The sequence below is a fragment of the Paraburkholderia flagellata genome (assembly GCF_021390645.1).
GTDB lineage: Bacteria > Pseudomonadota > Gammaproteobacteria > Burkholderiales > Burkholderiaceae > Paraburkholderia > Paraburkholderia flagellata.
Window position 1 is genome coordinate 1,663,988 of record NZ_JAJEJT010000001.1, and the last position, 23,936, is coordinate 1,687,923.

Sequence of the window (23,936 nt, forward strand, 5' to 3'; positions counted from 1 at the left end):
CTAAGATGCCAGGCATGGAAACCAAAAACCCGTCCAAAATTCTCGTTGTCGACGACGATCCCCGACTTCGTGACCTGCTGCGCCGCTACCTCGGCGAGCAGGGCTTCAACGTCTACGTGGCCGAAAACGCGCCCGCCATGAACAAGCTATGGGTGCGCGAGCGCTTCGACCTGCTGGTGCTCGACCTCATGCTGCCGGGCGAGGATGGCCTGTCGATCTGCCGCCGTCTGCGCGGCAGCAACGACCGCACGCCCATCATCATGCTCACCGCCAAGGGCGAGGATGTGGATCGCATCGTCGGCCTCGAAATGGGCGCCGACGACTATCTGCCCAAGCCCTTTAACCCGCGCGAACTCGTCGCACGCATTCACGCGGTGCTGCGCCGCCAGGCGCCGTCCGAACTGCCGGGCGCCCCCTCGGAAACCACCGAGGTGTTCGAGTTCGGCGAATTCGCGTTGAATCTCGCCACGCGTACGCTCACCAAGGCTGGTCAGGAAATTCCGCTCACCACGGGCGAATTCTCGGTGCTCAAGGTGTTCGCGCGTCATCCACGCCAGCCGCTCTCGCGTGAAAAGCTCATGGAGCTTGCGCGCGGCCGTGAATACGAAGTGTTCGACCGTAGCCTCGACGTACAGATCTCGCGCCTGCGCAAGCTCATCGAACCCGATCCGGGCAGCCCGCGTTTCATTCAAACCGTTTGGGGCCTCGGCTACGTGTTCATTCCCGACGGCGCCGCTTGATCCTGGATGGTGTCTCGTTGTCTGCACTGCCTCTGTTGAAACGGGAAGGGTCCATGCGGATTGACCGGCGTTTGCTCACGCTCGCGTTCGGCGATCTGTTCTGGCGCACCTTCCTGCTGATCGCCCTTCTCATCGCTGTGAGTCTCGCCGCGTGGTTCCAGAGCTTTCGCGTGATCGAGCGGGAGCCGCGCGCCCAGCGCGTGGCGCTCCAGCTCGTCGCGATCGTGAAGCTCACGCGCACGGCGCTCCTCTACTCCGATCCCGATCTGCGCCGCGCGCTGCTGCAGGATCTCGAGAGCAACGAGGGCGTGCGTGTGTACCCGCGCGAAACCACGGACAAGTACAAGCTCCAGCCCGACGAGTCGCTCAATCGTCTGATCGAGCATGACATTCGCGGGCGTCTTGGGGACGACACGATCATCGCGCAGTCCGTGAACGACATTCCGGGCGTGTGGATCAGCTTCAAGATCGACGACGACGATTACTGGGTCGCGCTCGACCGCGACCAGCTCGACAACGTCACGGGCCTGCAGTGGGTCGGATGGGGAGTCTCCGCGCTCGCGCTATCGCTCTTCGGGGCGGCCTTCATCACGAGCCTCGTGAACCGGCCATTCGCGCGTCTGGCCATGTCGGCGCGTATGCTGGGCTCCGGGCAGCCTCCCGCGCCCTTGCCTGAGAGCGGCATGGGCGTCGCCGCCGAAACGAATCGCTCGTTCAACCAGATGGTGCGCGACCTCGAGCAGCTGGAGGCCGACCGCGCACTGATGCTCGCGGGCATCTCGCACGATTTGCGCACACCGCTCGCGCGCCTGCGGCTCGAGACGGAGATGAGTCCGTCCGATCAGGCGACCAAGGACGCGATGATCGACGACATCGAGCAGATGGACATGATCATCGGCCGCTTCCTCGATTACGCGCGCCCGACCCAACGCATGCCAGAGCGCGTCGATCTCTCGGTCATTGCCGGCGAGATGGCCGCGCGTATGGCGAGCGAAGACGGCGTGCGCCTCATTACGCGGCTCGCGCCTTCGGCCATGATCGAAGCCGACGATACCGACATGCGCCGCGTGGTGGGCAATCTCATCGAAAACGCACGCAAATACGGCGCGAGCGAAACCGATGGCATTCCGCACATCATGCTCGAAACGCGCGTCTCGCACTCGCGCGTCGAGCTCTCGGTAGTCGACGAAGGCCCGGGCATTCCAGAGGATCAGCTCCCACTCGTCACGCGGCCGTTCTACCGCGTCGACACGGCGCGCACGCAGGCGAACGGCACAGGCCTTGGCATGGCCATCGTGCAGCGCCTCGTGGGCCGCTATCGCGGCGCGCTGCGCCTGCGCAACCGGCTGCCGGGCCCCGGCCTCGAAGTGACGATCGAGTTCCCGCTCGCCAAGGGCGCATGAGTCTCTCTCCCCTCGCTTGACCGAAATCCGGCGGCGGCGCACCCTCGCACCACGCGCCGCCCGCACCTGCGACAATCGTTTTCATGGACATGCCGCGTTGCGTTCTCGCGCTAGCGGCGTCAAAGCGGGCCGCGCGGCCCGACTCTCGTCTGAGGAGCTCCGCCATGAAAACCGTCGGCGACAAACTCGAAGCCTTCACCGTCACCGCCGCGAAACCCGGCTTCAACCATCCCGAAGAAAACGGCCAATCGGCGTTCGTCGAGATCACCGAACAGACCTTCGCCAACAAGTGGAAGGTCATCTACTTCTACCCGAAGGATTTCACGCTCGTTTGCCCCACCGAGATCATCGCGTTTGCACGGCTCATCAAGGAATTCGATGACCGCGAAACGGTCGTGATGGGCGGCAGTTGCGACAATGAATATGTGAAGCTTGCGTGGCGGCGCGAGGACAAGACCCTCGATCGCCTCAATCACTATTCATTCGGCGACGTAAAGGGCGAGCTCATCGATCAGCTAGGCATACGCGACAAGGAAGCGGGCGTGGCGCTGCGCGCAACCTTCATCGTCGATCCCGACAACACGATCCAGCACGTCACGGTGAACAACCTGAACGTCGGGCGCAGCGCCGAAGAAGTGCTGCGCGTTCTGGACGGGCTGCAGACCGGCGAGTTGTGCCCGGACGGACGCGCGATCGGCGGCGAGACGCTCTAGACCGCGCGCCGTTGTGCATCACGTCTGGCTTGCAGCCGTGCGCGCGGGCAAGCGGTTGCGGATCGCCGTTTCGAGCGGCCGCTTCAATTCGAGCACGCGTTTTTCCAGAACCTGCCACGACAGATGCGCTAGCAGCACGGCCAGCGCGAATTGCAGCGCGAGCGCGAGAGCGGACTGCGCCGCATCGGGGACATGGAGCCGCGCGTAGAGCCCCGGCACCACGCCAAGGCGCGACGGCACGAAGTTGTGGAACAGATAGAAGCCGTAGCTGATCGTGCCGAGATACGCAAGCGGCCGCATTTCCAGCGCCGCGACGAGCGTGCTGTCCTGGCGACGCACGAGCCACAGAAACAGCGCGCCGAGCGAGAGCGCGAGTCCGATGTCGAAGAAGCCCGGCGGCATCGTCGCGCCTGTCACGCTACCAGCACAAGCGGCACAATCCGCACGCGCCAGCGCGAAGCCGGCGATCGCCGCACACGCCCCGACGAACCACACCGCACTCAACGGCCCCGCGCGCAGCGACACGCGCGCGCCTCCAATCGCCAGTGCGCCGCCGAGCGCGAGCATGGCGAAATTCCACGGCGAGAACGCGTAGATGAGCGGCGCGATCGCCCCTTCCTCGTAAAGCGCGAGGTGCGCGAACGCAGCCGCCGCGATGACCACCGCGCAAAGCGCGAGATGGCGCGATGCGCGCACGAACAGCAGCGCAAACGGCGCGACGAGATAGAACTGCTGCTCGACCGCGAGGCTCCAGAAATGCGAAACCGTGCCGGGCCAGCCATCGTGCACTGCGCCGATCCAGTAATTGGAGAGGAATACGAAATGCCAGACGAGCCCGAGATCGACATCACGCTGATAGAAGCTCGCATGCGCGATGGTGAGCGCAATCAGCAGCAGGTAATACACGGGAACAATGCGCAGCGTGCGTTTCATGAAGAAGACATACAGCAGCGCAGCCGTGCGAGCGCCGTGCTGTTCGATGCGAACCCGATTACGATGCAGTTCTCCGATGATCAGATAGCCGCTGATCAGAAAGAACAGCCAGACACCGATCTTGCCCGCATCGATCGCATCGATCGCATCGATGTGAGCCTTGTGCGAGAGGAACACGAGCACGACTGCGAGCGCCCGCAGGCCGTCGAGGCCTTTCACGCGTTTTTCAACTCCCGCCATTGCCCTCCCCACTTCCGGTTAGCGGTTCAGTATGGGACGAAAAAAACGGAAATTAATCGACAAGAAAAGCTACGGCGATGATTGCAGTTGCAATCATCGCCGTAAGCTGGAGAGCAGGCACGCGCCCTGCGCGCGCCGTTCAGCCCTTCAAAACAAGGGTTGAATGACAGATCACGCGCGCAACAGCAGCACGGCCGCCTGAGCTTCGATCCCTTCGCTGCGGCCGAGATAGCCGAGCTTTTCATTCGTCTTCGCCTTCACGTTGACGCGTTCGACCGGCAGTTTCAGGTCTTCGGCGATCGTCTTGCGCATCGATTCGATATGCGGTGCGAGCTTGGGCGCCTGCGCGATCACCGTGGTATCGACGTTCATGAGCGAGAAGCCCGCCTCCTGAACGCGGCGCAGACATTCGCGCAGCAGCACGCGGCTGTTGGCGCCGTAGAACTGCTTGTCGGTGTCGGGGAAATGGCGGCCGATATCGCCGAGCGCGGCAGCGCCGAACAGTGCGTCGGTAATGGCGTGCAGCAGCACGTCGGCGTCCGAGTGGCCGAGCAGGCCGCGATCGTAGGGGATCGTCACGCCGCCGAGCACAAGCGGACGGCCGGGCACCAGCGCGTGCACGTCGTAGCCTTGTCCGATTCTGATGTCCATGTGTGGGGTTCCAGGTAGAGTTTGCGGTCGCTTATTCTGCGGGGCGGCTGAGGATCGCTTCGGCGAGCGCGAAGTCTTCGGGGTACGTCACCTTGAAGTTGCGCAGGCTGCCCTGCACGAGACGCGGCGCGTGACCGAGCCATTCGATCGCGCTCGCTTCGTCGGTGAGATCGTGACCGTCTTGCTGTGCGCGCTCGATAGCCGTGCGCAGCATGCCGATGCGGAACATCTGCGGCGTCTGGGCCTGCCAGAGTCCGTCGCGCGATTCGGTGCGTGCGATATGTACGCCGGGCGCCGCGGGGTCCTTCGGCGCGACGCGCTTGAGCGTGTCCGCCACCGGCAGTGCCATGATGCCGCCCACGGGGTCGTCCTTGAGCGACTCGACGAGCGTGCGAATCAGCGCAGGCGTGATGCCGGGACGCGCGGCGTCGTGCACGAGCACCCAGTCGTCGTCGGTTGCGCCGAATTCGGCGAGCGCGGCGAGCCCGTTGTAGACCGAAGCCTGGCGCGAAGCGCCGCCGCAGCGCCGCACGGCAAAGCGCAAGCCGCCGAAGCGCCGGGCGTCGAAGTGGTTATCGTCGGGAGAAATCACCACGAGCGTCTGCGAGAATTCGTTGCAGGCATCGAAAGCGGCGAGCGTATAGTGCAGGAGGTCGCGTCCGGCAACGATGCGATATTGTTTCGGCATGGCCGAGCCCGAACGGCTGCCGGTGCCGGCGCACGGAATCAGGGCAAAGAGGCGTGAAGTCACGGTGTCGCGAGCCGCATGAGTCAAAGTAAAGGACGGATTTTATAATAGGTCCCTTGCCCGCACGCCGGACGCCTGCAAAACGTCAGCAAACCGCGCCGAATTCACTTGAAGACCAGAAACCGGCCCCCATATTCTGGCGTTGTACTCCGCCCGAACTGAACTGGCCACCCTACCGACACACGCGTCGGCCACCCTGTTGCCTATGTCCGATATCGCCGCTTCCTCGCAATCTCCGTCCCCCGTCGCCGTCGTCAAGCCGGGGCAGCGCTATGCGTTCGACGGCACGCACGGCTCGTCCGACGCGCTCCTGATCGCCCGCTACCGCGAGGCCGCGCGCGCCAGTACGGTGCATGCACCGCTGCTGGCCGTGATTTGCGCAAGCGCCGTGGATGCCCAGCGGCTCGCGCAGGAAATTCCGTTCTTCGCGCCCGAGGCGCGCGTGCGCCTCTTGCCCGACTGGGAAACACTGCCCTACGACACGTTCTCGCCGCACCAGGACCTGGTTTCGGAGCGTCTGGCCACGCTGCACGATCTCGGCGAAGGCCGCTGCGACATCCTGATCGTGCCGGCCACGACGGCGCTCTACCGCATGCCGCCCGCCTCGTTCCTCGCGGCCTATACGTTCTCGTTCTCGCAGGGCGAGCGCCTCGACGAAGCGAAGCTCAAGTCGCAGCTCACGCTCGCGGGCTATGAGCATGTGAGTCAGGTGGTGCGTCCGGGCGAATACTGCGTGCGCGGCTCGCTCATCGACCTCTTTCCGATGGGCTCGCCGCTGCCCTACCGCATCGACCTCTTCGACGACCAGGTCGACTCGATCCGCGCGTTCGATCCGGACAGCCAGCGCAGCCTCTATCCCGTGAAAGACGTGCGCCTCTTGCCTGGCCGCGAGTTCCCGTTCGACGAAGCCGCGCGAACGGCGTTTCGCAGCCGCTGGCGCGAAGTGTTCGAGGGCGACCCGAGCCGCGCGACGATCTACAAGGACATGGGCAACGGCGTGCCGTCGGCGGGCATCGAATACTACCTGCCGCTCTTCTTTGAAGAGACGGCTACGCTCTTCCACTATCTGCCGGAAAACGCCCAACTGGTGTTCTCGGGCGACCTCGACGCCTCGATCCGCCGCTTCACGAACGACACGAAGCAGCGCCACAACTTCCTCTCGCACGACCGCGAGCGGCCGATCCTGGAACCGCAGCGCCTCTTCCTGACCGACGAGGACTTCTTCGCGTTCGCGAAGCCCTTCGCGCGCCTCGTGCTGCCTGCGGCGAGCGCGGGCGGCTGGGCCGCGGCGCTGCCGAGCCTCGCGATCGACCGCCACGCCGACGACCCGCTCGCTTCGCTGCGCACCTATCTCGACACGACGAAGAACCGCGTGCTGTTCGCGGTGGAGTCGGCGGGCCGGCGCGAAACCATCGCGCAACTGCTTGCTGACAACCATCTGCGCCCCGGGGGCGCGGACAGCTTCGAGGACTGGCTCACCGGCGACGAGCGCTTCGCGCTGGGCGTCGCGCCGCTTTCCACGGGCTTCTCGCTGCCGGGAGAGGAGCTCGCGGTCATTACCGAGACCGAGCTTTACGGCCCGCTCGCACGCCGTACGGGCCGCCGCCGCCAGGAACAGGCGAGCAACGTCGATTCGATGGTGCGCGACCTCTCCGAACTCAAGGTCGGCGATCCGGTGGTCCATGCGCAGCACGGCATCGGCCGCTATCACGGCCTGGTGACGATGGACCTCGGCGAAGGCGACACCGAATTCCTGCACCTCGAATACGCGAACGGCAGCAAGCTCTACGTGCCGGTCTCGCAGTTGCACGTCATTTCACGCTACAGCGGCGCCGATCCGGATAGCGCGCCGCTTCATGCGCTCGGCTCGGGCCAGTGGGAAAAGGCGCGCCGCAAGGCCGCGCAGCAGATCCGCGACACCGCGGCCGAGCTACTGAATCTCTACGCGCGGCGCGCCGCGCGCGAGGGCCACGCGTTCGCGCTCGAACCGCGCGACTACGTCAAGTTCGCGGAGAGCTTCGGCTTCGAGGAAACGCCTGACCAGGCCGCCGCGATCGCCGCCGTGATCGGCGACATGACGAGCGGCAAGCCGATGGACCGCCTCGTGTGCGGCGACGTGGGCTTCGGCAAGACGGAAGTCGCGTTGCGCGCGGCGTTCATCGCCGTGATGGGCGGCAAGCAGGTGGCGATTCTCTCGCCCACCACGCTGCTCGCCGAGCAGCACACGCAGACCTTCACGGACCGCTTCTCCGAGTGGCCCGTGCGCATTGCCGAGCTGTCGCGCTTCAAGTCCGCGAAGGAAGTGAGCGGCGCAATTGCGCAGATCAACGACGGCAGCGTCGATATCGTGATCGGCACGCACAAGCTGCTTTCGTCCGATGTTCAGTTCAAGCGCCTCGGGCTCGTGATCATCGACGAGGAGCACCGCTTCGGTGTGCGCCAGAAGGAGGCGCTCAAGGCACTGCGTGCGGAAGTGGACGTGCTCACGCTCACCGCCACGCCGATTCCGCGTACGCTCGGCATGGCGCTCGAAGGCCTGCGCGACTTCTCCGTGATCGCGACCGCGCCGCAAAAACGTCTCGCGATCAAGACTTTCGTGCGCCGCGAAGAGGACGGCGTGATTCGCGAGGCGATGCTGCGCGAACTCAAGCGCGGCGGCCAGGTGTACTTCCTGCATAACGAAGTCGAGACCATCGAGAACCGCCGCGCGATGCTCGAAGCGCTCGTGCCCGAAGCGCGCATCGCGGTGGCGCACGGCCAGATGCACGAGCGCGAACTCGAATCCGTGATGCGCGATTTCGTGGCGCAGCGCGCGAACGTGCTGCTCTGTACCACGATCATCGAGACCGGCATCGACGTGCCGACTGCGAACACGATCCTCATCCACCGCTCCGACAAATTCGGCCTCGCGCAATTGCACCAGTTGCGGGGCCGCGTCGGGCGCTCGCACCACCAGGCGTACGCGTATCTGCTCGTGCACGATCCGCAGGGACTCACGAAACAGGCGCAACGGCGGCTGGAAGCGATCCAGCAGATGGAAGAACTCGGCTCGGGCTTCTATCTGGCGATGCACGACCTCGAAATTCGCGGCACGGGCGAAGTGCTCGGCGACAAGCAGTCGGGCGAGATCCAGGAGATCGGCTTCCAGCTCTATACGGACATGCTCAACGACGCCGTGAAGGCGCTCAAGGACGGCCGCGAGCCCGATCTCAACGCGCCGCTCGCGGCGACCACCGAGATCAACCTGCACGCCCCCGCGATCCTGCCCGCCGATTATTGCGGCGACGTGCAGGAGCGCCTGTCGCTCTACAAGCGCCTCGCGAACTGCGAGCACGACGATTCGATCGACGGCATCCAGGAAGAGCTGATCGACCGCTTCGGCAAGATGCCGGCGCAGGCGCACGCGTTGATCGAAACGCATCGCCTGCGACTGGCGGCGAAGCCGCTCGGCATCACGAAGATCGATGCGGGCGAAGCGGTCATTGGCCTGCAGTTCGTGCCGAATCCGCCCGTGGACGCCATGCGCATCATCGAGATGGTGCAGAAGCACAAGCACATCAAGCTCGCGGGGCAGGACAAGCTGCGCATCGAAACGCGCAGCCCCGACCTTGCCGTGCGCGTGGCTACCGTGAAGGAGACGTTGCGCGCGCTCGGCGCGCCCAATCGCGCTGGCGCGTCGCGCTGAACGCCTTTGCCGCATCGTCTGACGCCCGCGCAGTTTGCCCTTTCGCGCGGGCGTTTTCACGTCATGTTGCGGCGCGCCATGCTGGTCGCAATTGCCCGGAACGTGGGACGCGGCACCGTCCGCAGCTTTGGCTTGCCGCATTCTTTTTGGGTAAGATGAAGAATACAAGCAAGCTGGAGTCCAACATGTCCCTCGCCGCTGAAACAGCGCAGTCGTCTACGCCTTCCGCCGCCCTTCCCGCCTCGCTCCCCTGGGTCACCCGCCTCGTTTCGATGGATACGGTCAGCCGCCATCCGAATCTCAGCCTGATCGAGACCGTGCGCGACGATCTGCGCGCGCGCGGCATCGAATCGACGCTCACCTATGGCCGCGACGGCAAATGGGCCAACCTGTTCGCCACGATCCCCGCGCATGACGGCGAAACGAACGGCGGCATCGTGCTCTCCGGCCACACCGACGTGGTGCCCGTGGACGGCCAAAAGTGGGACAGCGACCCGTTCAAGCCCGAGATCCGCGACGGTCTGCTTTATGGCCGCGGCACCTGCGACATGAAGGGATTCATCGGCGCGGCGCTCACGCTCGTGCCCGAGATCCAGCAGACGAAACTCGCCAAGCCCCTGCACCTCGCGCTCTCGTTCGACGAGGAAGTGGGTTGCGTGGGCGCGCCGCTCATGATCGAAGAACTCATGAAACGCGGCGTGAAGCCCGAAGGCTGCATCGTGGGCGAGCCCACGAGCATGCGCCCCATCGTGGCACACAAGGGCATCAACGCGTACCAGTGCTGCGTGCGCGGGCAGGCCGCACATTCGTCGCTCACGCCGCGCGGCCTGAACGCAATTGAGTACGCGGCGCGTCTTATCTGCCACATCCGCGACATGGCCGATGAATTCCGCGCGAACGGCCCGTTCGACGAGCTTTACGACGTGCCGTTCACGACCGCGCAAACCAGCACGATCGAAGGCGGCAACGCCATCAACACAGTGCCGGCCGAATGCCGTTTCGCGTTCGAGTTCCGCAATCTGCCGACGCTCAACCCCGACACGATCTTCGCGCGCATCGAACAGTACGCGCGCGAAACGCTCGTGCCGAAGATGCAGCGGGAGCACGCGGCAGGCGCGATCGAATTCACGAAGATCGCTGCAGCCCCCGGCCTCGACGCCACGGAGCAGGCCGCGATCACGCAACTCGTACGTGCGCTCACCGCCGACCAGGCGCGCCGCAAGGTGGCCTACGGCACCGAGGCCGGCCTCTTTGCACGCGCGGGCATTCCGAGCGTGGTGTGCGGCCCCGGCGACATCCAGCAGGCGCACAAGCCGAACGAATACGTCTCGCTCGAACAGCTTGCAGCGTGCGAAGGTTTCCTGCGCAAGCTCGTGCGCGGCATGTCCGTCGAAGGCCTCGCGCAATAAGCACGCTGGACGCGCACCATCATGTCCACCGCCTCGCCGCTGCCCACCGGCCACACGATAGACGGTGAGGCGATCCCCACGCTCGACGAGATCGCCTCGCAGCATTTCGCGCTCGCGCCGTGGGTGCTGCGCACACCGGTGTTCGACCGCCACGATCTGTCCACGCTCGCAGCGACACTCGTGAACTTCAAGTTCGAGCTGCTGCAGTCGAGCGGCAGCTTCAAGGTGCGCGGCGCGTTCACGCATCTGCTCGCGCTCAGTGGCGCACAGCGCAGCGCCGGCGTCACGTGCGTGTCGGGCGGCAATCACGCCATTGCGGTCGCGTATGCGGCGATGCGCCTTGGCATCAGCGCGAAGGTCGTGCTCTTTCGCACCGCGAGCGCGGCGTGCGTCGCGCAATGCAGGCGCTTTGGCGCGGAAATCGTCGTGGCGGCCAACAGCAGCGAGGCGTTCGAGATCGTGCGCCGTATCGAGACCGACGAAGGACGCTATTTCGTGCATCCGTTCAACGGCTATCGCACGGTGCTCGGCACGGCAACACTCGGCTATGAGTGGGCCACCCAGGCGCCCGATCTCGACGCGGTCATCGTGCCCATCGGCGGCGGCGGGCTCGCTGCGGGCGTTGCCACGGCGTTGCGGCTCGCGAACCCACGCGTGCGCGTGTATGGCGTCGAACCGGAGGGGTCGGACGTGATGAGCCGCAGCTTCGCCGCGAACCACACGGTGAGCCTGACCCATATGCACTCGATCGCCGACTCGCTCATGGCGCCGCACGCGGAGCAATACAGCTATACGCTGTGTCGCCGTCATCTCGAGCGCGTCGTCACGGTCTCCGACGACGCGCTGCGCAGCGCGATGCGCGTGCTCTTCGAGCAACTCAAGCTCGCTGTGGAACCCGCTTGCGCCACCGCTACGGCAGGGTTGCTCGGGCCACTGCGCGACACGCTGCAAGGCAAGCGCGTAGGCGTGCTGCTGTCTGGCACCAACACCGATCCAGCGACCTTTCACCAGCAGATCTCACTCGCGCAGTAAAGCCAAAAGCGGCCGAAGGCGACCCAAAGTCAGCGCGGTGGGCACGCCGCGTGCGCCCGCCCGAACTTCGCCGCCAGTTCCCGGCAAAACGTCAGGGAATGTCAAATTCCTACCGCGATACGGATGCGTTCGCTATGATTGCGCCAATACGCCGTATTGACCCCAGCCCCGCGCCGCGCCATTCAGGGAGAGCCCGCTCATGAGCATCGTCCAGGAGTTCAAGGAATTCGCCGTCAAAGGCAACGTGATGGATCTCGCCGTCGGTGTGATCATCGGCGGCGCGTTCTCAAGCATTGTCAACTCAATCGTGAAAGACCTCATCATGCCGGTCATCGGCGTGGTCACGGGCGGCCTCGACTTCTCGAACATGTTCGTGCGGCTCGGTCACATTCCGGCCAGCTATAAAGGCAACCCCGAGTCGTACAAGGATCTGCAAACCGCGGGCGTGGCCGTGTTCGGTTATGGCTCGTTCATCACCGCGGTGATCAACTTCGTCATCCTCGCGTTCATCATCTTTTTGATGGTGAAGTTCATCAACAAGCTGCGCCAGCCGCAACCCGCCGCCCCCGCCGAGCCGCCGGCCACGCCCGAAGACGTGCTGCTGCTGCGCGAGATCCGCGATTCGCTGCAGAACAATCCGCGCTGAAGCGCGCAAGCGTCCAGACAAAAGCCCGCGCCGCCGCAAGGCCGCGCGGGCTTTTTTGTACCCAGGCTCACGGAAGACTCGAGGAAGGATCAGGGAGCAGGCGCGGCGGAATCGGGCTCGGCCGCCGCGCCGCGCGCGGCCACGGCCTCTTCGATCAGCCGCTCGAGCTGCTCGAAATTGACCGGTTTCGTGAGATGCGCGGTGAAGCCCGCTTCGACGCTGCGGCGCACGTCGTCGTCGGTGCCGAAGCCGGTGAGCGCGACCGCGGGCGCCGTTGATCGCGCACGAAACGCGCGGATGAAGTCGATGCCCGAGCCATCAGGCAGGCCGATATCGCTCACCACGAGGTCGAAGGCCATGCCGGCCGTGAGCGCGAGCGCACCGGCCACGCTGCCCGCCACCGCCACCTCATGGCCGCCCGAGCGCATCAGCTGCGACATGACCTCAGCGGTGTCCTCGTGATCTTCGATCAGCAGGATGTTCAGCGCACCCACCCGATGCGGCCCGCGCCGCTCGGCGATCGCGGCAGCGCCCTCGCCTCGTGCGGCGCTCGGCAGCACGATGGTGAAGGTCGCGCCGCAATGCGCGCCGGGGCTTCTCGCGCTAACGCTCCCGCCGTGCGCCTCGGTCAGCGCCCGCGTCACCGCAAGACCTAAGCCGAGCCCGCCGAACTGGCGCGTGAGATTGTGGCTGCCCTGTTCGAACGCATGAAAGAGCTTGCCGATCTGCTCGGGCGCGATGCCGATGCCCGTGTCCTCGACCTCGATCTCCACGTGCTTGCGCTCGTCGCGCGTGCGGACGTAAATGTGGCCGCCGTCGGGCGTGAACTTCGCGGCGTTGCGCACGAGGTTCCAGAGCATCTGCTGCAGGCGCGCGCGATCGCCGCGCACATAATGCTGCTGCGCGCGCAGGTCGATGTGCACGTCCTGCTGCTTGATCTGGATTTCACTATGAAAGAGCTCCAGCACGGCCTCGATCACCTCGTGCACGTCGACCGTGTCGAGCGCGAGGCTCAGCTTGCCGTTAGCCACGCGTGTGAGATCGAGCAGGTCGTCGATCAGACGCGCCTCGAGCTCGATATTGCGGCGGATCATCAGCACGCCCGAGCGCGCCGCGTCGGGCAGGTCCGGGATCTGCTCCAGCAGCCGAGTGCCCGCGAGCACCGGCGTGAGCGGCGTGCGCAACTCGTGCGAGAGCATGGCGAGGAAGCGGTCTTTCGCGCGGTTGGCTTCTTCGGCGGTCTGCCGCGCAGCTTGCTCCGAGGCAAAGAGGCGCTCGCGCTCCGCGGTCGCTTCGCGTTGCGAGTCGATGTCGGTGCAACTGCCGAACCATTTGTTCACGCCGCCGCGCGGGTCACGCATTGCAACGATTCGGACATCGAACCATCGATATACGCCATCGTGGCGGCGAATACGCAACTCATGGCGATAGTCGGTGGCACCGCTGCCCACGGCCTCGAGCCAGGTGTGGCGAATCTCCTCGCGATCATCGGCATGCACGGCGTCGAGCCAGGCGAGACCCTGCGACTGGCCTGCGTCGAGCCCCGTGTAGTCGAGCCACTGCTTCGAGACAAAGTCGCAATTGCCGTCCGCGCCGCAGGTGAGCACGAGGTGCGGCAACGCTTCGGAGAGCGTGCGGTAGTGTTCTTCGCGATCGCGCAGCAGTAGCGCTTCGTCGGAGGCGCGCTGCAGCGCCACCTGCGAGAGCACGCGCGCGACGGCTTCCGGCAGATAGTCGAGATAGTCACCCGATTTCGGCACCACGTCCGAGACGCCCGCACGGAGCGCGGCGATCACGCGCGATTCGTCGGTGAAACCCGTCACGAGGATCGCCGGCACGCGCACGTCGTCGGCACGCAGGCGGCGGAAGAAGTCGAGGCCCGTCTCCGCGCCGTCGAGCTGATAGTCGAGCACGAGCACATCGGGCGTCTGCACGGCGAGCAACGCGCGCGCCTCCCCGACGCCCGTACAGGTGTCCACGCGCGCACCGGCGCGCAGAAGCGATTTGCGGGCGAGGCGCAGGATGCCTTCGTCGTCGTCGACGACGAGCACGCGCGCGCCGTCCAGCATCGTGGGTTCCTCAGTCATGCGCGTTAAGCGTCCCTTCGGGCGCCCGTCGGGCTTGCCGCCGCTCTTGCCGCCGTGCTTCCATTCGGTTGCCAATGCGAGTTGATTGCATGCGTGATGCCTGCATGATCCGTTACTGGGCGCCTGCCGGCCGCGCCTGAACGAAGCGATGCCCTGGCGGTAGCTTGACGACCTGGAGAAAGAAGCCGAGTCGACGCACAGCCTCGATGAACGCGTCATATTCGACCGGTTTCGTGATGTACACGTTGCAGCCGAGCTCATAGCAGCGTTCGATCTCGCGAGGGTCGTCGGTGGTCGTGAGCACGATCACCGGCACCGAAGCCGTGGCGGGCTCCGCTTTGAGCCGCCGCAGCACTTCGAAGCCATCGACGCGCGGCATGCGCAAGTCGAGCAGCACGACGAAATTGCCGAGCGCGTCACGCGCCGGCCAGTTCGCCGCCGCGACCGGATTGTCGCCCGGCGTGCCGAAAAAGTAATCGAGCGCCTCCTGGCCGTCGCGAAAGCGCAGGAAGCTGTTCGAGATCCCCGAACGCCGCAGGTTGCGCTCGACCAGTGTGGCATGCCCGTCGTCGTCTTCGATCAGCACGATGCCTACCTGTTCCCCGTTCGTCATCTCGACTCTCCCACGTACAACATGATTTTTTCAAGGCTTGTTGAAAGCTTGCCGCCCGGCGCGCGCCCGATTGTCCGCTATAGGGTACGCAACGGCTGGTCCGGCAGCGCGACGAAGAACGTCGAGCCCGCGCCCTCGGTCGATTCGACCCAGATGCGCCCGCCATGCCGCTCCACAATGCGCCTCGCGAGCGCGAGCCCCGTGCCCTGCCCGGGCGATTCGCCGCCGTGCAGCCGCTGAAAAGCGCGGAACAGCTTGGGCACATACGCTTGCGCGATACCAACGCCATTGTCGCGCACAAAATAAGTCCGCGTACGCTCGCCAGGCTCCCCAGCCTCGGTTTTTCCTGAGTCCTTTCCCGCATTTTTACCGGGTTCGGCGGCGGATTCGCCACCGGCGGCGAGCGCGCCGATCTCGACCCGGCCCGGCCGCGCGGGATCGAGATGGTGCAACGCATTCTCGATGAGGTTGCCGAATATCTGTTCAAGCGCCGCCGGATCGCCCCAGGCGGGCGGCAACTCGCCCACCTCGATGCGCGCAGTCTGCGCGCGCTCCTCGGCGAGGCCACCGAGCACGCGTTCGACGAGCCGCGCAACGTTCACGCGCTGCCAGCGATATTCGAGGCGCCCGGCGCGCGAGAGGCGCAACAGCGCTTCGATGATGGCCGCCGCGCGCGCCACCGCCTGACGCAAAAAATGCAGCGATTCATCGACGTCGCCATCGAGCACTTTGGCCATCTCGCGATACTCGTGTTCGGGCAACCCCGCCGCGTCGACCTGTGCGCGCAAGTCATCGCACGATACCTGCAGTTCCTTCGAAAAGCCCTGCAGGTTCACGAGCGGCGAGCGCAGATCGTGCGACACGCTGTAGATGAACATCTCGTTGTCCTGACTCTCCTGGCGCAGATGTTCGTTGGCGCTCGCGAGGTCCGCGGCGCGTGCCTGGAGTTGCGCCTTCAGCGTAGTCTGCTCCCGCTCGGCCACGCGCAGCCTCGCGCTCGTCTGATGAAGCACCGCATCGAGTGCGGCGATTTCATCGTTGCCTGTGAGCGCCGGCGCGAGCGGCGTGCCGTCCCCCAGGCGTTCGGCGTTGGCGCCGAGCGCGGCAAGGCGCACGCCCACATTGCGCGCGAACGCCATGGCCGTGAACGCCCAGATCAGCATCGAGCCCACCACCGCGAAGATGAGCGCGTCCTGCTGGCGCTCGCGCGTCTCGCGCAGCATGGCCGCGCGGGCCTCGTCGAGCCGCGTTTCCTCGGCGATGAAGTCGCCGAGCACTGCGCGCACCGTCTCGATCTCCGGAGGCATGCCGTTGCCTGCCACGTGCGCGAACGACGTGCTTTGGCCCATGCGCAGTGCATCGGCAATAGCGCCCGCTTCCTTGCGCCACGCATAGGCGGCGTCGCGCATACGCTCGACGCGCGCTAGTTGGGGAGGATTGTCGGCGACCATGCGCGCGAGCAGCGTGATGCGGTCGGCGAACTCGGTCCAGACGGCGTGGCGATCGATGAACGAAGGGTCTTCGAGCACGATGCCCGTGCGCACGCGCGCAGCTTCGCGCAGCAGCGGATCGACGAGACTGTTGGCTTGCCAAAGGATTTGTTGCGTGTTTTCGGCGCGTTTGGCCGCGAGCGCGGCTTGCCCCTGAGTGTCAAACACGACGCCGAGCAACGCCAGTTCGACGGCGCTCGGAATCGCGATCAGCAAGAGCCCCTTGGCGAAGAGTTTCATGTCGGTCTGCTTCAGTGGCGGGTCTGGGCGGCGCGCCGTGCTTTTCGCCATATTTTTTGCAATGCGTCTTGCACTGCTTTTTGCAACATCTCGCGCCGCGTGTGCACGCGACGCCAGTCGGCCCGGGGCGCGTGGGGCAACCGCGGGCACCAGAACCGCAACATTATCTGCGCGATTTTTCAGGATGACAATGTATGTGACACCACACACGTCACTTCGTGGAAAACCCGCTTTTTTGCGGCAATTCGCCACACCGAGCGCACACACAGGTCTATTATTGAGACGGAGACAAGCGAGAGAGCGCCGGGATATCTACATGAGCGCGACGTGCGATCCGGCATGGCGTTTGCGAACGCAATGAGGGTTTTGAAACAGGGGCAGCAAGGCTGGCCGCGCAGGTCCGGATCGCTTCAGCGCTCCGCGCGCTGTTAGAGCGGACCGTCCCCATCTCTATCCTCGTGAACGCAGCAAATCCGTGTGCTATAAAGGATCGACGTGCGGCGCACCAGTCCGGGAGTGGTCGCATGGGAACGCTGCGTGTACTGCAATCCACCTTTTTCAGGCGAATTTTTATGTCCTTCCCGAAAAAGCGCAAACGCGTCAAGGCAGACGGCGACGAGTCATTTCTCGCCGTGCTGAGTCACTTCAAACCGTTCGGCCAGCTCGATACCAAGATCGCGCGTGCGCGCGCGCAGGACGAGCCTGTGCTCTATGCGCATATCCTGCCGGGGCTCGATGTGCTCCTGTGCAGCGTGCGCGGTGCGCAGCCGCCGTATCCGGGCACGAGTGAATTGCGTAAGCGCTGCATTGAATCGATCGCTCACGCGCTCGAGCAGCCGATCGAAGGCCTCGAGAACGGCGGATACTGGTATGAGGCGGACGGCTTTGGCTTTCTCGTGTTCGCGAGCCGCGCGCGCGGCCGGGTCCTGCCCGAGTTCGGCGCGGCACGTCCGACCATGACCACACGGCGCGTGACGCGCCGCCAGGACGCCGCCGGCGACACGGCGCCGCGCTCGTTGCGTTAGGTCGCGCTTTCAACGAAGTTCAGTGCACCGCTGCGCCGGGTCAATTGACCCGGCGCAGCGGTTTTTCTGCGTCAGATTCCCGAATCAGCTTCCCTTGTAGAGCGGCTGCTGCCCTTCGGGCGGCTTGCCAGTCGAGGCTGGCGACGGCGCGTTGCGCGTTGGCGGGCTCGCTTTCGCGCCCTTGTCACCCTTGTCACCCTTGTTGCCCTTATCCGTCGCCACAGCGGCGCTTGCGCCCGTGCCTGCGCCTGCGAGATCGGGCAATGGGCGCGCGTGCATTTTCTGGCCCGGCGGCGGCGCCACGGGATGTTGATGCATCTGCGCGAACAGTGCGTCGCACGACAGTGGCTTGTTGTTGCTCGGCGCGATGAGCGGAATCAGCGCGGCAAACGGGTTGATGAGCCCGAGCCCGATCATCGCACCGCCACGCAGCGCGAGCGCCGTCGCATCCACGCCCACGCGCGGGTTCTTGAACGTGCCCTTCACGTAGAGCGGCGAGCGCAGCGAGAAAACGCGAAAGCCCTTGGTATGCGGATGGATCTTCATGTTCATCGATTCGTCGCGCAGGTCGATCGGGCCATCGATGTCGATCACAGCGTCGTCGGTGTCGAGCGCGAACACGCGCGGATCGAGCAAGCCGTTGGTGGCGACGAAGTCGGCCGCCGCGCAGTTGATGTTCACGTCGCGCGTGCCGAACAGCTTTTCGTACACCACGTTCGCCACGTTCAGTCCCGCCGCCTCCATCAGCAATCTGCTGATCGTGCCCTGCGTGACAAGCAGCTTCACCTCGCCGTTCGAGGTCGAGGCGAGCGCCGCCGGCGAGTTGCCAGTCGCCGTGAGCGAAGCGTCGCCGTTGATCTCGCCAAGCGCCGACTGCATCGTCTTGAAGTTCGGGAATAGCTGCTTGAGCTTCAGGTGGCGCACCTCCAGCGTGCCGCGCGCCTTCAGCGGCGCGCCGCTGCCGTCGAGTGAGACGCGTGTGCCGAGCGTGCCTCCCGCCACGCCGAACTGCAGCGGATCGAGCACGAGCACACCGTTCGTCAACATGACGTGCGCGTAGAGGTCCTGAACCGGCAAACTGCCCTGCTTGATGATGCGCCGGCCCGTGAACTTGACGTCGGCGTCGATGGCGCTCCAGCGGTCGGTGCGGAACGGCTCGACCGGAATCACGCGATCGGCCGGCTGCGTGACGGTATCCCCGCGCTTTGCCTTGCTCGCCTGGCTGTCTGCGCCGATGATCGGCGCGAGGTCCGAGAACTGCAGCAGGTTCGAAACCAGTTCGCCCGTCAGGAGCGGTCGCGGCGTGCGCTGCTGGTAGACCACCGTGCCGTTCACATCGCTGCCGCCCACCCGGCCCGTGAAGTTCTCATAGCGGAACACGCTCGCGCCGCGCCGGAAATTGCCGACGAAGTGGCCGTCCGTGGCATACGGCGGCGTTTCGGGCAGCGTCACGCCGGTCAGGTTGTACAGATGCGCCAGACTTTGCCCCTGCAGCCACAGGCGCAGATCGACGGCGGCCAGGTGCATCGGGTCGGTGAGCGTGCCGACCAGCGCGATGTGCAGGTCGCCCGCGCGCACGTCGGCCTGGATCGGGAACGGGCGCTTCGCGTCCTGCAGGGCGAGCACGCCGCCGAGCTTGCCGTTGCCCGAGAGCGCCGTCTTGCCATAGGTGCCCTTGATCGTCCAGCCGATCGCGTAGAACGACTCTTTCACGGGCGGCTGTGCGGGCGCGGCGCCCGAGCCGACAATGGCGCCGCTCGTGGCAAGCGCCTGCGAGCCCGGTGCGGGCGCGCTGGTTGGGGCCGTAGCGGCTGAAGCCGCCGCCGCGCTAGCCCCGGCCGCTCCGCTCGCCTTGCCAACCGCACTAGCCGCGCTGGCGGCCGCCGCCGCCGCCGAAGCCTGCTCCTTGTCGACCTGCTGCGCAAGCCGGTTCGCGCCCGCACGCCCGATGACCTGCGCCGAGCCCTGGCGCGACGCCGCTTCCTGCTCCTCCATCACCTTGCCGATCGGGATGCCGTGCCCAAGCAGGCTGACCGCGATCTTCACGTCGGTTTTCGTCTGCTGGTCACTCACGTCGACAGTGCCGCTCGAGAACGTGATGTCGTGCAGATCGAGCCGCCACGTCGACGGCCCGCTCGAGGCTGGCAGCTTGAAGGTCCAGTTGTTGCGCCCGTCGACAAGACGCTCGACGTCGATGGACGGATTCACGAGATTGATCGCCGGAATCACGATGTCATGAGCCAGAAGCGGCAGCACGGCCACCTCGAAGTCGATTTCGTCGAGCGTGGCGAAGTGCGGGGACTTCGTCCAGTCGGGATTGGCGATCTCGATCTGCGTGGCGGAAAAACGCGGCCAGGGCACCCACGCGCGCCAGCCGGTTTCGCCGGGCGGCCGCTGCCAGCCCACCTTGAGATCGCCTTCGATCGCGAACGGCCGCCCGATGGCCTCAGTGACCTTTTCGTTCACGTAGGGTTTGGCATGGTTCCAGTCGAACGTCAGGATGAAGACAACGAGCACGGCAATCAACACGACGACAACTGCGACGAGCCATGCGATGATCCTGGCGAACGTGCGGCCGAGGCTAAAGGGCTTGGGCTGCGGTGACGTCATGCGTACTCCACGTTATGCGTTGTTGTTGGCCTGCCATGTTGCAATACCGCAAGAGCAGTCAGCGTGCCCGGTTACATCTGCATGACTGCCTCGCACGACGTGCCGTACCCGCCATGTTTGCAATCTTTCGATGCTCAAGCACAACCCACTCTCCCCACCCCACGCCGAAAGCGCGCCGCTCGTCGAGGGCCGCCAGATCGCCCGGCGCGACGCGCAACGCGGCCAGTCGCTGTTGCATCCCACCGATTTCACGCTGCGGGCGGGCGAGCGCGCCGTGCTGACGGGCCCGTCCGGCTCCGGCAAGAGCGTGTTCCTGCGCGCGCTCGCGCTGCTCGACCCGCTCGATGGCGGCGACGTGCGCTGGCATGGCGAACCGGTCACGCGCGGGCGCATTGTCCACTATCGGCGGCATATTGCGTACCTGCGGCAGCGGCCCGCGCTGCTGGACGGCAGCGTCGAGGACAACCTGCGCTATCCCTATACGCTAGCGGCATACCGCGATGTGCGATTCGACCCGGCGCGCGCGGGCGCGTTCTTCGCCGCCACTGGCCGTTCCAATGACTTCCTCGCGCGCGAAACCTCCGAGCTTTCCGGCGGCGAAGCGCAGATCGTGGCACTCGTGCGCGTGCTCCAGCTCGACCCCGAAGCGCTCCTGCTCGACGAGCCGACCGCGTCTCTTGACCCCGAGTCGGCGCGCGCCGTCGAAGCGCTGGTGGCCGGCTGGTTCGATGAGGCGCGTACGGCTCGCGCGACGGTCTGGGTTTCGCACGATCCCGCCCAGGCACAGCGCGTGGGCGAGCGGCATCTGACGATGCGCGCGGGTGTGCTCGAAGAACCCGCCACGCGCGCGGCATTCACCCAGGGAGCCGCGCAATGAGCCCCGGTGTGCTGCAGAACCTCGGCATCGGCGACGTCGCCATCGCGGCGCTCCTCGTGTTCGTCAACGGCGCGGTCTCCGTGCTGCTCAAGCTCGACCTCGAACGCAAGCTGGCGTGGGCCGCTGTGCGCACCGTCGTGCAACTGCTCGCGATCGGTTACGTGCTCGGCTGGGTGTTCGCATTCAACCGCTGGTACGTCGTGTTGCCGCTCATGGTACTCATGACACTGATCGCCGGTTTCGCCGGGGCGCAGCGCGGCGCGCGCACCTATGGCGGGCAACGCGCGGACAGCATCGTGTCGATCTGGGTGAGCGCCTGGCTCGTGGCGGCAGTGGGGCTTTTCGTGGTGATCCGCATCCGGCCGTGGTACGAGCCGCAATATGCGATTCCGATCCTAGGCATGATTCTCGGCAACACGCTGACGGGCGTCTCGCTCGGCGTGGAGCGCATGATGCAGGAACTGACCGCGCGGCGCGACCGTGTGGAGAGTGCGCTCGCGCTCGGCGCGACGCGCTGGGAGGCCGCGCAGGCCAGCGCTCGCGAGGCCGTGCGCGCCGGCATGATTCCGACGCTCAACCAGATGGCCGTGGTCGGCGTGGTGAGCCTGCCAGGCATGATGACGGGCCAGGTGCTCGCGGGCCAATCGCCGCTGCAGGCCGTGCGCTACCAGATCGTGATCATGTTCCTGATCGCAGCTTCGTCGGCGCTCGGCACGGTGGGCGCGGTGCTGCTCGCATACCGGCGCCTCTTCTCGCCGGAGCATCGCTTTCTCGTCGCGCGGCTTGTCGAGCGCAAGACACGCGCTTAAGCGTGTTCGACACGCGCGTCGCGTGCGTTACACGCTACGCCAGCCATCCCGTTCACGACGCCTTTTAGCGCTGCGCCGAGATCGTGATCTGCGTCCCATCGCTGAGCTTGAGCGTCTTCGCGGTGCCATTCGTGGGCATCGTGAGATGCGCGACCTCGCTATGCGCGACCACAGCAGGACACGTGAGCGATGCACCATTGCTCGACACCGTCTGCGTGCCGTGCGGCGCCTGTGCGCGGAAGCTCACCTGCACGGTGGCCGTGCCGTTGCTCGCAACGATTGGCGCAAGACGAACCTGGGTCTGCCTGACCATCGCGCCATTCGCGTCGAGCGGCAACGAGGCGTAGTCCGGGCAGCCTTGCGGCGTCGCGACCGCACCGCCCGGGGGCGTGGTACGCCACGTGAAGTCGTCGGTGTCGCCCGAGCGCAGCGTGCGGGTCTCCTGAGCGTCGCCGAACGACTTCGACGCGACCCGTACCGTGTAGCGGATCGGCCCGTCGGTTGCCGCCTTCGAGGTGACCGTGATCGGCGTGGCCGCGAGCGCGGGTAGCGCGATGACGCAGGAAGCGGCCAGGACAAACTGGATGAGCACCGCGCGGCGGCGGCGAGTATGGCGGGAGCTGCGGCAAGGCATGCGTCACCTCCTGGGGGGAACGGCCGCGCCCGCGAGCGAAAAGCGGCGTACGCAACGAACGCGGCGGGCCGCGAAAAGCCGGGTACGACGCTCCGCTCCCGTGCGGCGGATGATCTGTTACCAGTCTAGCGCGCTGCGCGCTGCCTTGCGCCGAGCGCACGCATCGAACGGACCAGGTTTTATCCTGCTTGTCATCGCGAGCAATTTGCTTGCCGTACGACAGCGCGCGGTGAGGCGCCGGGCTTCGTCCGCATCGACGACCCGTCGTGCATACGCGGCGCGCGAGACGGGCTCACGCTCACTGCGCCGCGGCTTGCCGCTACTTGCCGGTTGCTTCAAGGCCCAGCGTCAGCTCCGCTGTCAACTTCTGGCGCACGCCTGCGTAGGCCGCCCAGGGATCAGCCTGTTCGATCTGGGCGAAGCGCGCGTCGATGGTCGCAAGTGTCCATTGCGCGCCACCCGTCGTCGCCTCCAGTTCGTTCCAGCCGATCGGCACAGACACGCCCATGCCCGGGCGCGCCCGCACGCCATACGCGAGCGCCGTACTCGCGCCGCGCGCATTGCGCAGATAGTCGATGAAGATCTTCTTCTTGCGGTGCTCGGAGCCCATGGTCGCCGTGATCTGCGTGGGCCAGACCGAGGCCAGATGCTGCGCAACCGCACGCGCGAACGCCTTCGTGTCATCCCAGCCCGCCTGCGGCGTGAGCGGCACGACGATATGGAGCCCCTTGCCGCCACTCGTTTTGCAAAACGATTCGAGCCCGAGTTCCGCAAGTAGCTTGCGCGTGGACTGCGCCGCCTCGATCACGCGGTCCCAGCCCAGCGCCGGATCGGGATCGAGGTCGAAGACGACCCGATCGGGCCGCTCGATGTCGTGGACGCTGACGTTCCAGGTGTGCAACTCGATGACGTCCATCTGCGCGGCACTCACCAGCGCTCTGGCCGTATCGATCGTGAGCAGCGGCGGATGGCCCGGGTCGAGCCCTTCGTGTTCGGTGAGTTCGGGCAGCGGCGCGCGTGCGCTGTGGCGCTGGAAGAACATCTCGCCGCTCAAGCCGCGCGGTGCGCGCACGAGCGACACCGGGCGATCGCGCAGATGCGGCAGGATCCAGCGCGCGGCGCGCTCGTAGTAGCGCACGAGTTCGAGTTTGTGCGTGCCGCTGTCCGCATCGATGACGCGCCTGGCACTCGTAATGCGTATACCGTCGATTTCGCTTTCGGCGGCATCGTCGCGCCGGCGCCGTGCGGTTCGAGGCAAGCGGTGCACGGACGCGGCAGGCGTGGCCGGCGCGCTAGCGTCCGATGTCGAGGCCCGCCCGCCGCGCGGTGTTCGGGCAGATGACCTGGTTGG

Annotated in this window: 19 protein-coding genes; 10 read left to right on the forward strand and 9 right to left on the reverse strand. The window is 65.9% G+C overall.

Annotation, left to right across the window (positions count from 1 at the left end; translation table 11 throughout):
* The first annotated feature begins 5 nt into the window (after window positions 1-5).
* From ompR to L0U83_RS07305, 3 genes are all read left to right on the forward strand, one after another.
* Window positions 6-740, forward strand: a complete 735-nt coding sequence (gene ompR / locus L0U83_RS07295) for an osmolarity response regulator transcription factor OmpR (protein WP_027814652.1) — start codon at window positions 6-8, stop codon at window positions 738-740.
* Window positions 741-793: 53 nt separating this feature from the next.
* Window positions 794-2,143 carry an ATP-binding protein gene (locus L0U83_RS07300; RefSeq protein WP_233881588.1) on the forward strand — a complete coding sequence of 450 codons (1,350 nt, stop codon included), beginning with the start codon at window positions 794-796 and terminating at the stop codon, window positions 2,141-2,143.
* A gap of 164 nt (window positions 2,144-2,307) precedes the next feature.
* Window positions 2,308-2,856 carry a peroxiredoxin gene (locus L0U83_RS07305; protein WP_233881589.1) on the forward strand — a complete coding sequence of 183 codons (549 nt, stop codon included), beginning with the start codon at window positions 2,308-2,310 and terminating at the stop codon, window positions 2,854-2,856.
* Window positions 2,857-2,874: 18 nt separating this feature from the next.
* Here L0U83_RS07305 and L0U83_RS07310 read toward each other — a convergent pair whose 3' ends face one another.
* The 3 genes from L0U83_RS07310 to ispD form a co-directional block, all read right to left on the reverse strand.
* Window positions 2,875-4,029, reverse strand: a complete 1,155-nt coding sequence (locus L0U83_RS07310) for an acyltransferase family protein (protein ID WP_233881590.1) — start codon at window positions 4,027-4,029, stop codon at window positions 2,875-2,877.
* Window positions 4,030-4,200: 171 nt separating this feature from the next.
* On the reverse strand, window positions 4,201-4,680 hold the full coding sequence (gene ispF / locus L0U83_RS07315) for a 2-C-methyl-D-erythritol 2,4-cyclodiphosphate synthase (protein ID WP_233881591.1): 480 nt from the start codon (window positions 4,678-4,680) through the stop codon (window positions 4,201-4,203).
* A gap of 31 nt (window positions 4,681-4,711) precedes the next feature.
* Window positions 4,712-5,431, reverse strand: coding sequence for a 2-C-methyl-D-erythritol 4-phosphate cytidylyltransferase (gene ispD / locus L0U83_RS07320; protein ID WP_233881592.1), 720 nt, complete (start codon window positions 5,429-5,431; stop codon window positions 4,712-4,714).
* Between the two features lie 202 nt (window positions 5,432-5,633).
* Here ispD and mfd point away from each other — a divergent pair, with 202 nt between their 5' ends.
* The 4 genes from mfd (at window position 5,634) to mscL (ending at window position 12,200) form a co-directional block, all read left to right on the forward strand.
* Window positions 5,634-9,113 (forward strand): transcription-repair coupling factor, encoded by a 3,480-nt coding sequence (gene mfd, locus L0U83_RS07325; protein ID WP_233881593.1) that lies wholly within the window; start codon window positions 5,634-5,636, stop codon window positions 9,111-9,113.
* A 185-nt stretch (window positions 9,114-9,298) separates the two neighbouring features.
* The gene (argE, locus tag L0U83_RS07330; RefSeq protein ID WP_233881594.1) at window positions 9,299-10,522 is read left to right on the forward strand and encodes an acetylornithine deacetylase; all 1,224 of its coding nucleotides are present in this window, start codon (window positions 9,299-9,301) and stop codon (window positions 10,520-10,522) included.
* Window positions 10,523-10,543: 21 nt separating this feature from the next.
* Complete coding sequence (locus L0U83_RS07335; RefSeq protein ID WP_233881595.1) at window positions 10,544-11,554, forward strand: threonine ammonia-lyase; 1,011 nt, start codon at window positions 10,544-10,546, stop codon at window positions 11,552-11,554.
* A 199-nt stretch (window positions 11,555-11,753) separates the two neighbouring features.
* Window positions 11,754-12,200, forward strand: a complete 447-nt coding sequence (gene mscL / locus L0U83_RS07340) for a large conductance mechanosensitive channel protein MscL (RefSeq protein ID WP_233881596.1) — start codon at window positions 11,754-11,756, stop codon at window positions 12,198-12,200.
* A gap of 89 nt (window positions 12,201-12,289) precedes the next feature.
* Here the strand turns inward: mscL and L0U83_RS07345 are convergent, their stop codons facing one another.
* The 3 genes from L0U83_RS07345 to L0U83_RS07355 all read right to left on the reverse strand — a co-directional run bounded on the left by L0U83_RS07345 (window position 12,290) and on the right by L0U83_RS07355 (window position 16,630).
* Entirely contained in the window at window positions 12,290-14,287 is a 1,998-nt protein-coding gene (locus L0U83_RS07345; protein WP_233881597.1) for a hybrid sensor histidine kinase/response regulator, read from the reverse strand.
* Window positions 14,288-14,399: 112 nt separating this feature from the next.
* Window positions 14,400-14,900, reverse strand: coding sequence for a response regulator (locus tag L0U83_RS07350; RefSeq protein ID WP_233881598.1), 501 nt, complete (start codon window positions 14,898-14,900; stop codon window positions 14,400-14,402).
* Between the two features lie 77 nt (window positions 14,901-14,977).
* Window positions 14,978-16,630 carry a sensor histidine kinase gene (locus L0U83_RS07355; protein ID WP_233881599.1) on the reverse strand — a complete coding sequence of 551 codons (1,653 nt, stop codon included), beginning with the start codon at window positions 16,628-16,630 and terminating at the stop codon, window positions 14,978-14,980.
* Window positions 16,631-17,154: 524 nt separating this feature from the next.
* Here L0U83_RS07355 and L0U83_RS07360 point away from each other — a divergent pair.
* On the forward strand, window positions 17,155-17,655 hold the full coding sequence (locus L0U83_RS07360; protein WP_028206958.1) for a hypothetical protein: 501 nt from the start codon (window positions 17,155-17,157) through the stop codon (window positions 17,653-17,655).
* Between the two features lie 84 nt (window positions 17,656-17,739).
* Here the strand turns inward: L0U83_RS07360 and L0U83_RS07365 are convergent, their stop codons facing one another.
* Window positions 17,740-20,265 (reverse strand): AsmA family protein, encoded by a 2,526-nt coding sequence (locus L0U83_RS07365; RefSeq protein ID WP_233881600.1) that lies wholly within the window; start codon window positions 20,263-20,265, stop codon window positions 17,740-17,742.
* Window positions 20,266-20,395: 130 nt separating this feature from the next.
* On the opposite strand from L0U83_RS07365, the gene L0U83_RS07370 reads away from it, so the two are divergent.
* Both L0U83_RS07370 and L0U83_RS07375 read left to right on the forward strand, forming a co-directional pair.
* Window positions 20,396-21,142 (forward strand): ABC transporter ATP-binding protein, encoded by a 747-nt coding sequence (locus L0U83_RS07370; RefSeq protein WP_233881601.1) that lies wholly within the window; start codon window positions 20,396-20,398, stop codon window positions 21,140-21,142.
* Window positions 21,139-21,951, forward strand: a complete 813-nt coding sequence (locus L0U83_RS07375) for an ABC transporter permease (RefSeq protein WP_233881602.1) — start codon at window positions 21,139-21,141, stop codon at window positions 21,949-21,951. The genes L0U83_RS07370 and L0U83_RS07375 overlap by 4 nt, the downstream gene beginning before the upstream one ends.
* Before the next feature lie 64 nt (window positions 21,952-22,015).
* Here the strand turns inward: L0U83_RS07375 and L0U83_RS07380 are convergent, their stop codons facing one another.
* Complete coding sequence (locus L0U83_RS07380; RefSeq protein WP_233881603.1) at window positions 22,016-22,585, reverse strand: DUF6013 family protein; 570 nt, start codon at window positions 22,583-22,585, stop codon at window positions 22,016-22,018.
* A 319-nt stretch (window positions 22,586-22,904) separates the two neighbouring features.
* Window positions 22,905-23,843 (reverse strand): non-homologous end-joining DNA ligase, encoded by a 939-nt coding sequence (ligD, locus tag L0U83_RS07385; RefSeq protein ID WP_233881604.1) that lies wholly within the window; start codon window positions 23,841-23,843, stop codon window positions 22,905-22,907.
* Between the last annotated feature and the right edge of the window lie 93 nt (window positions 23,844-23,936).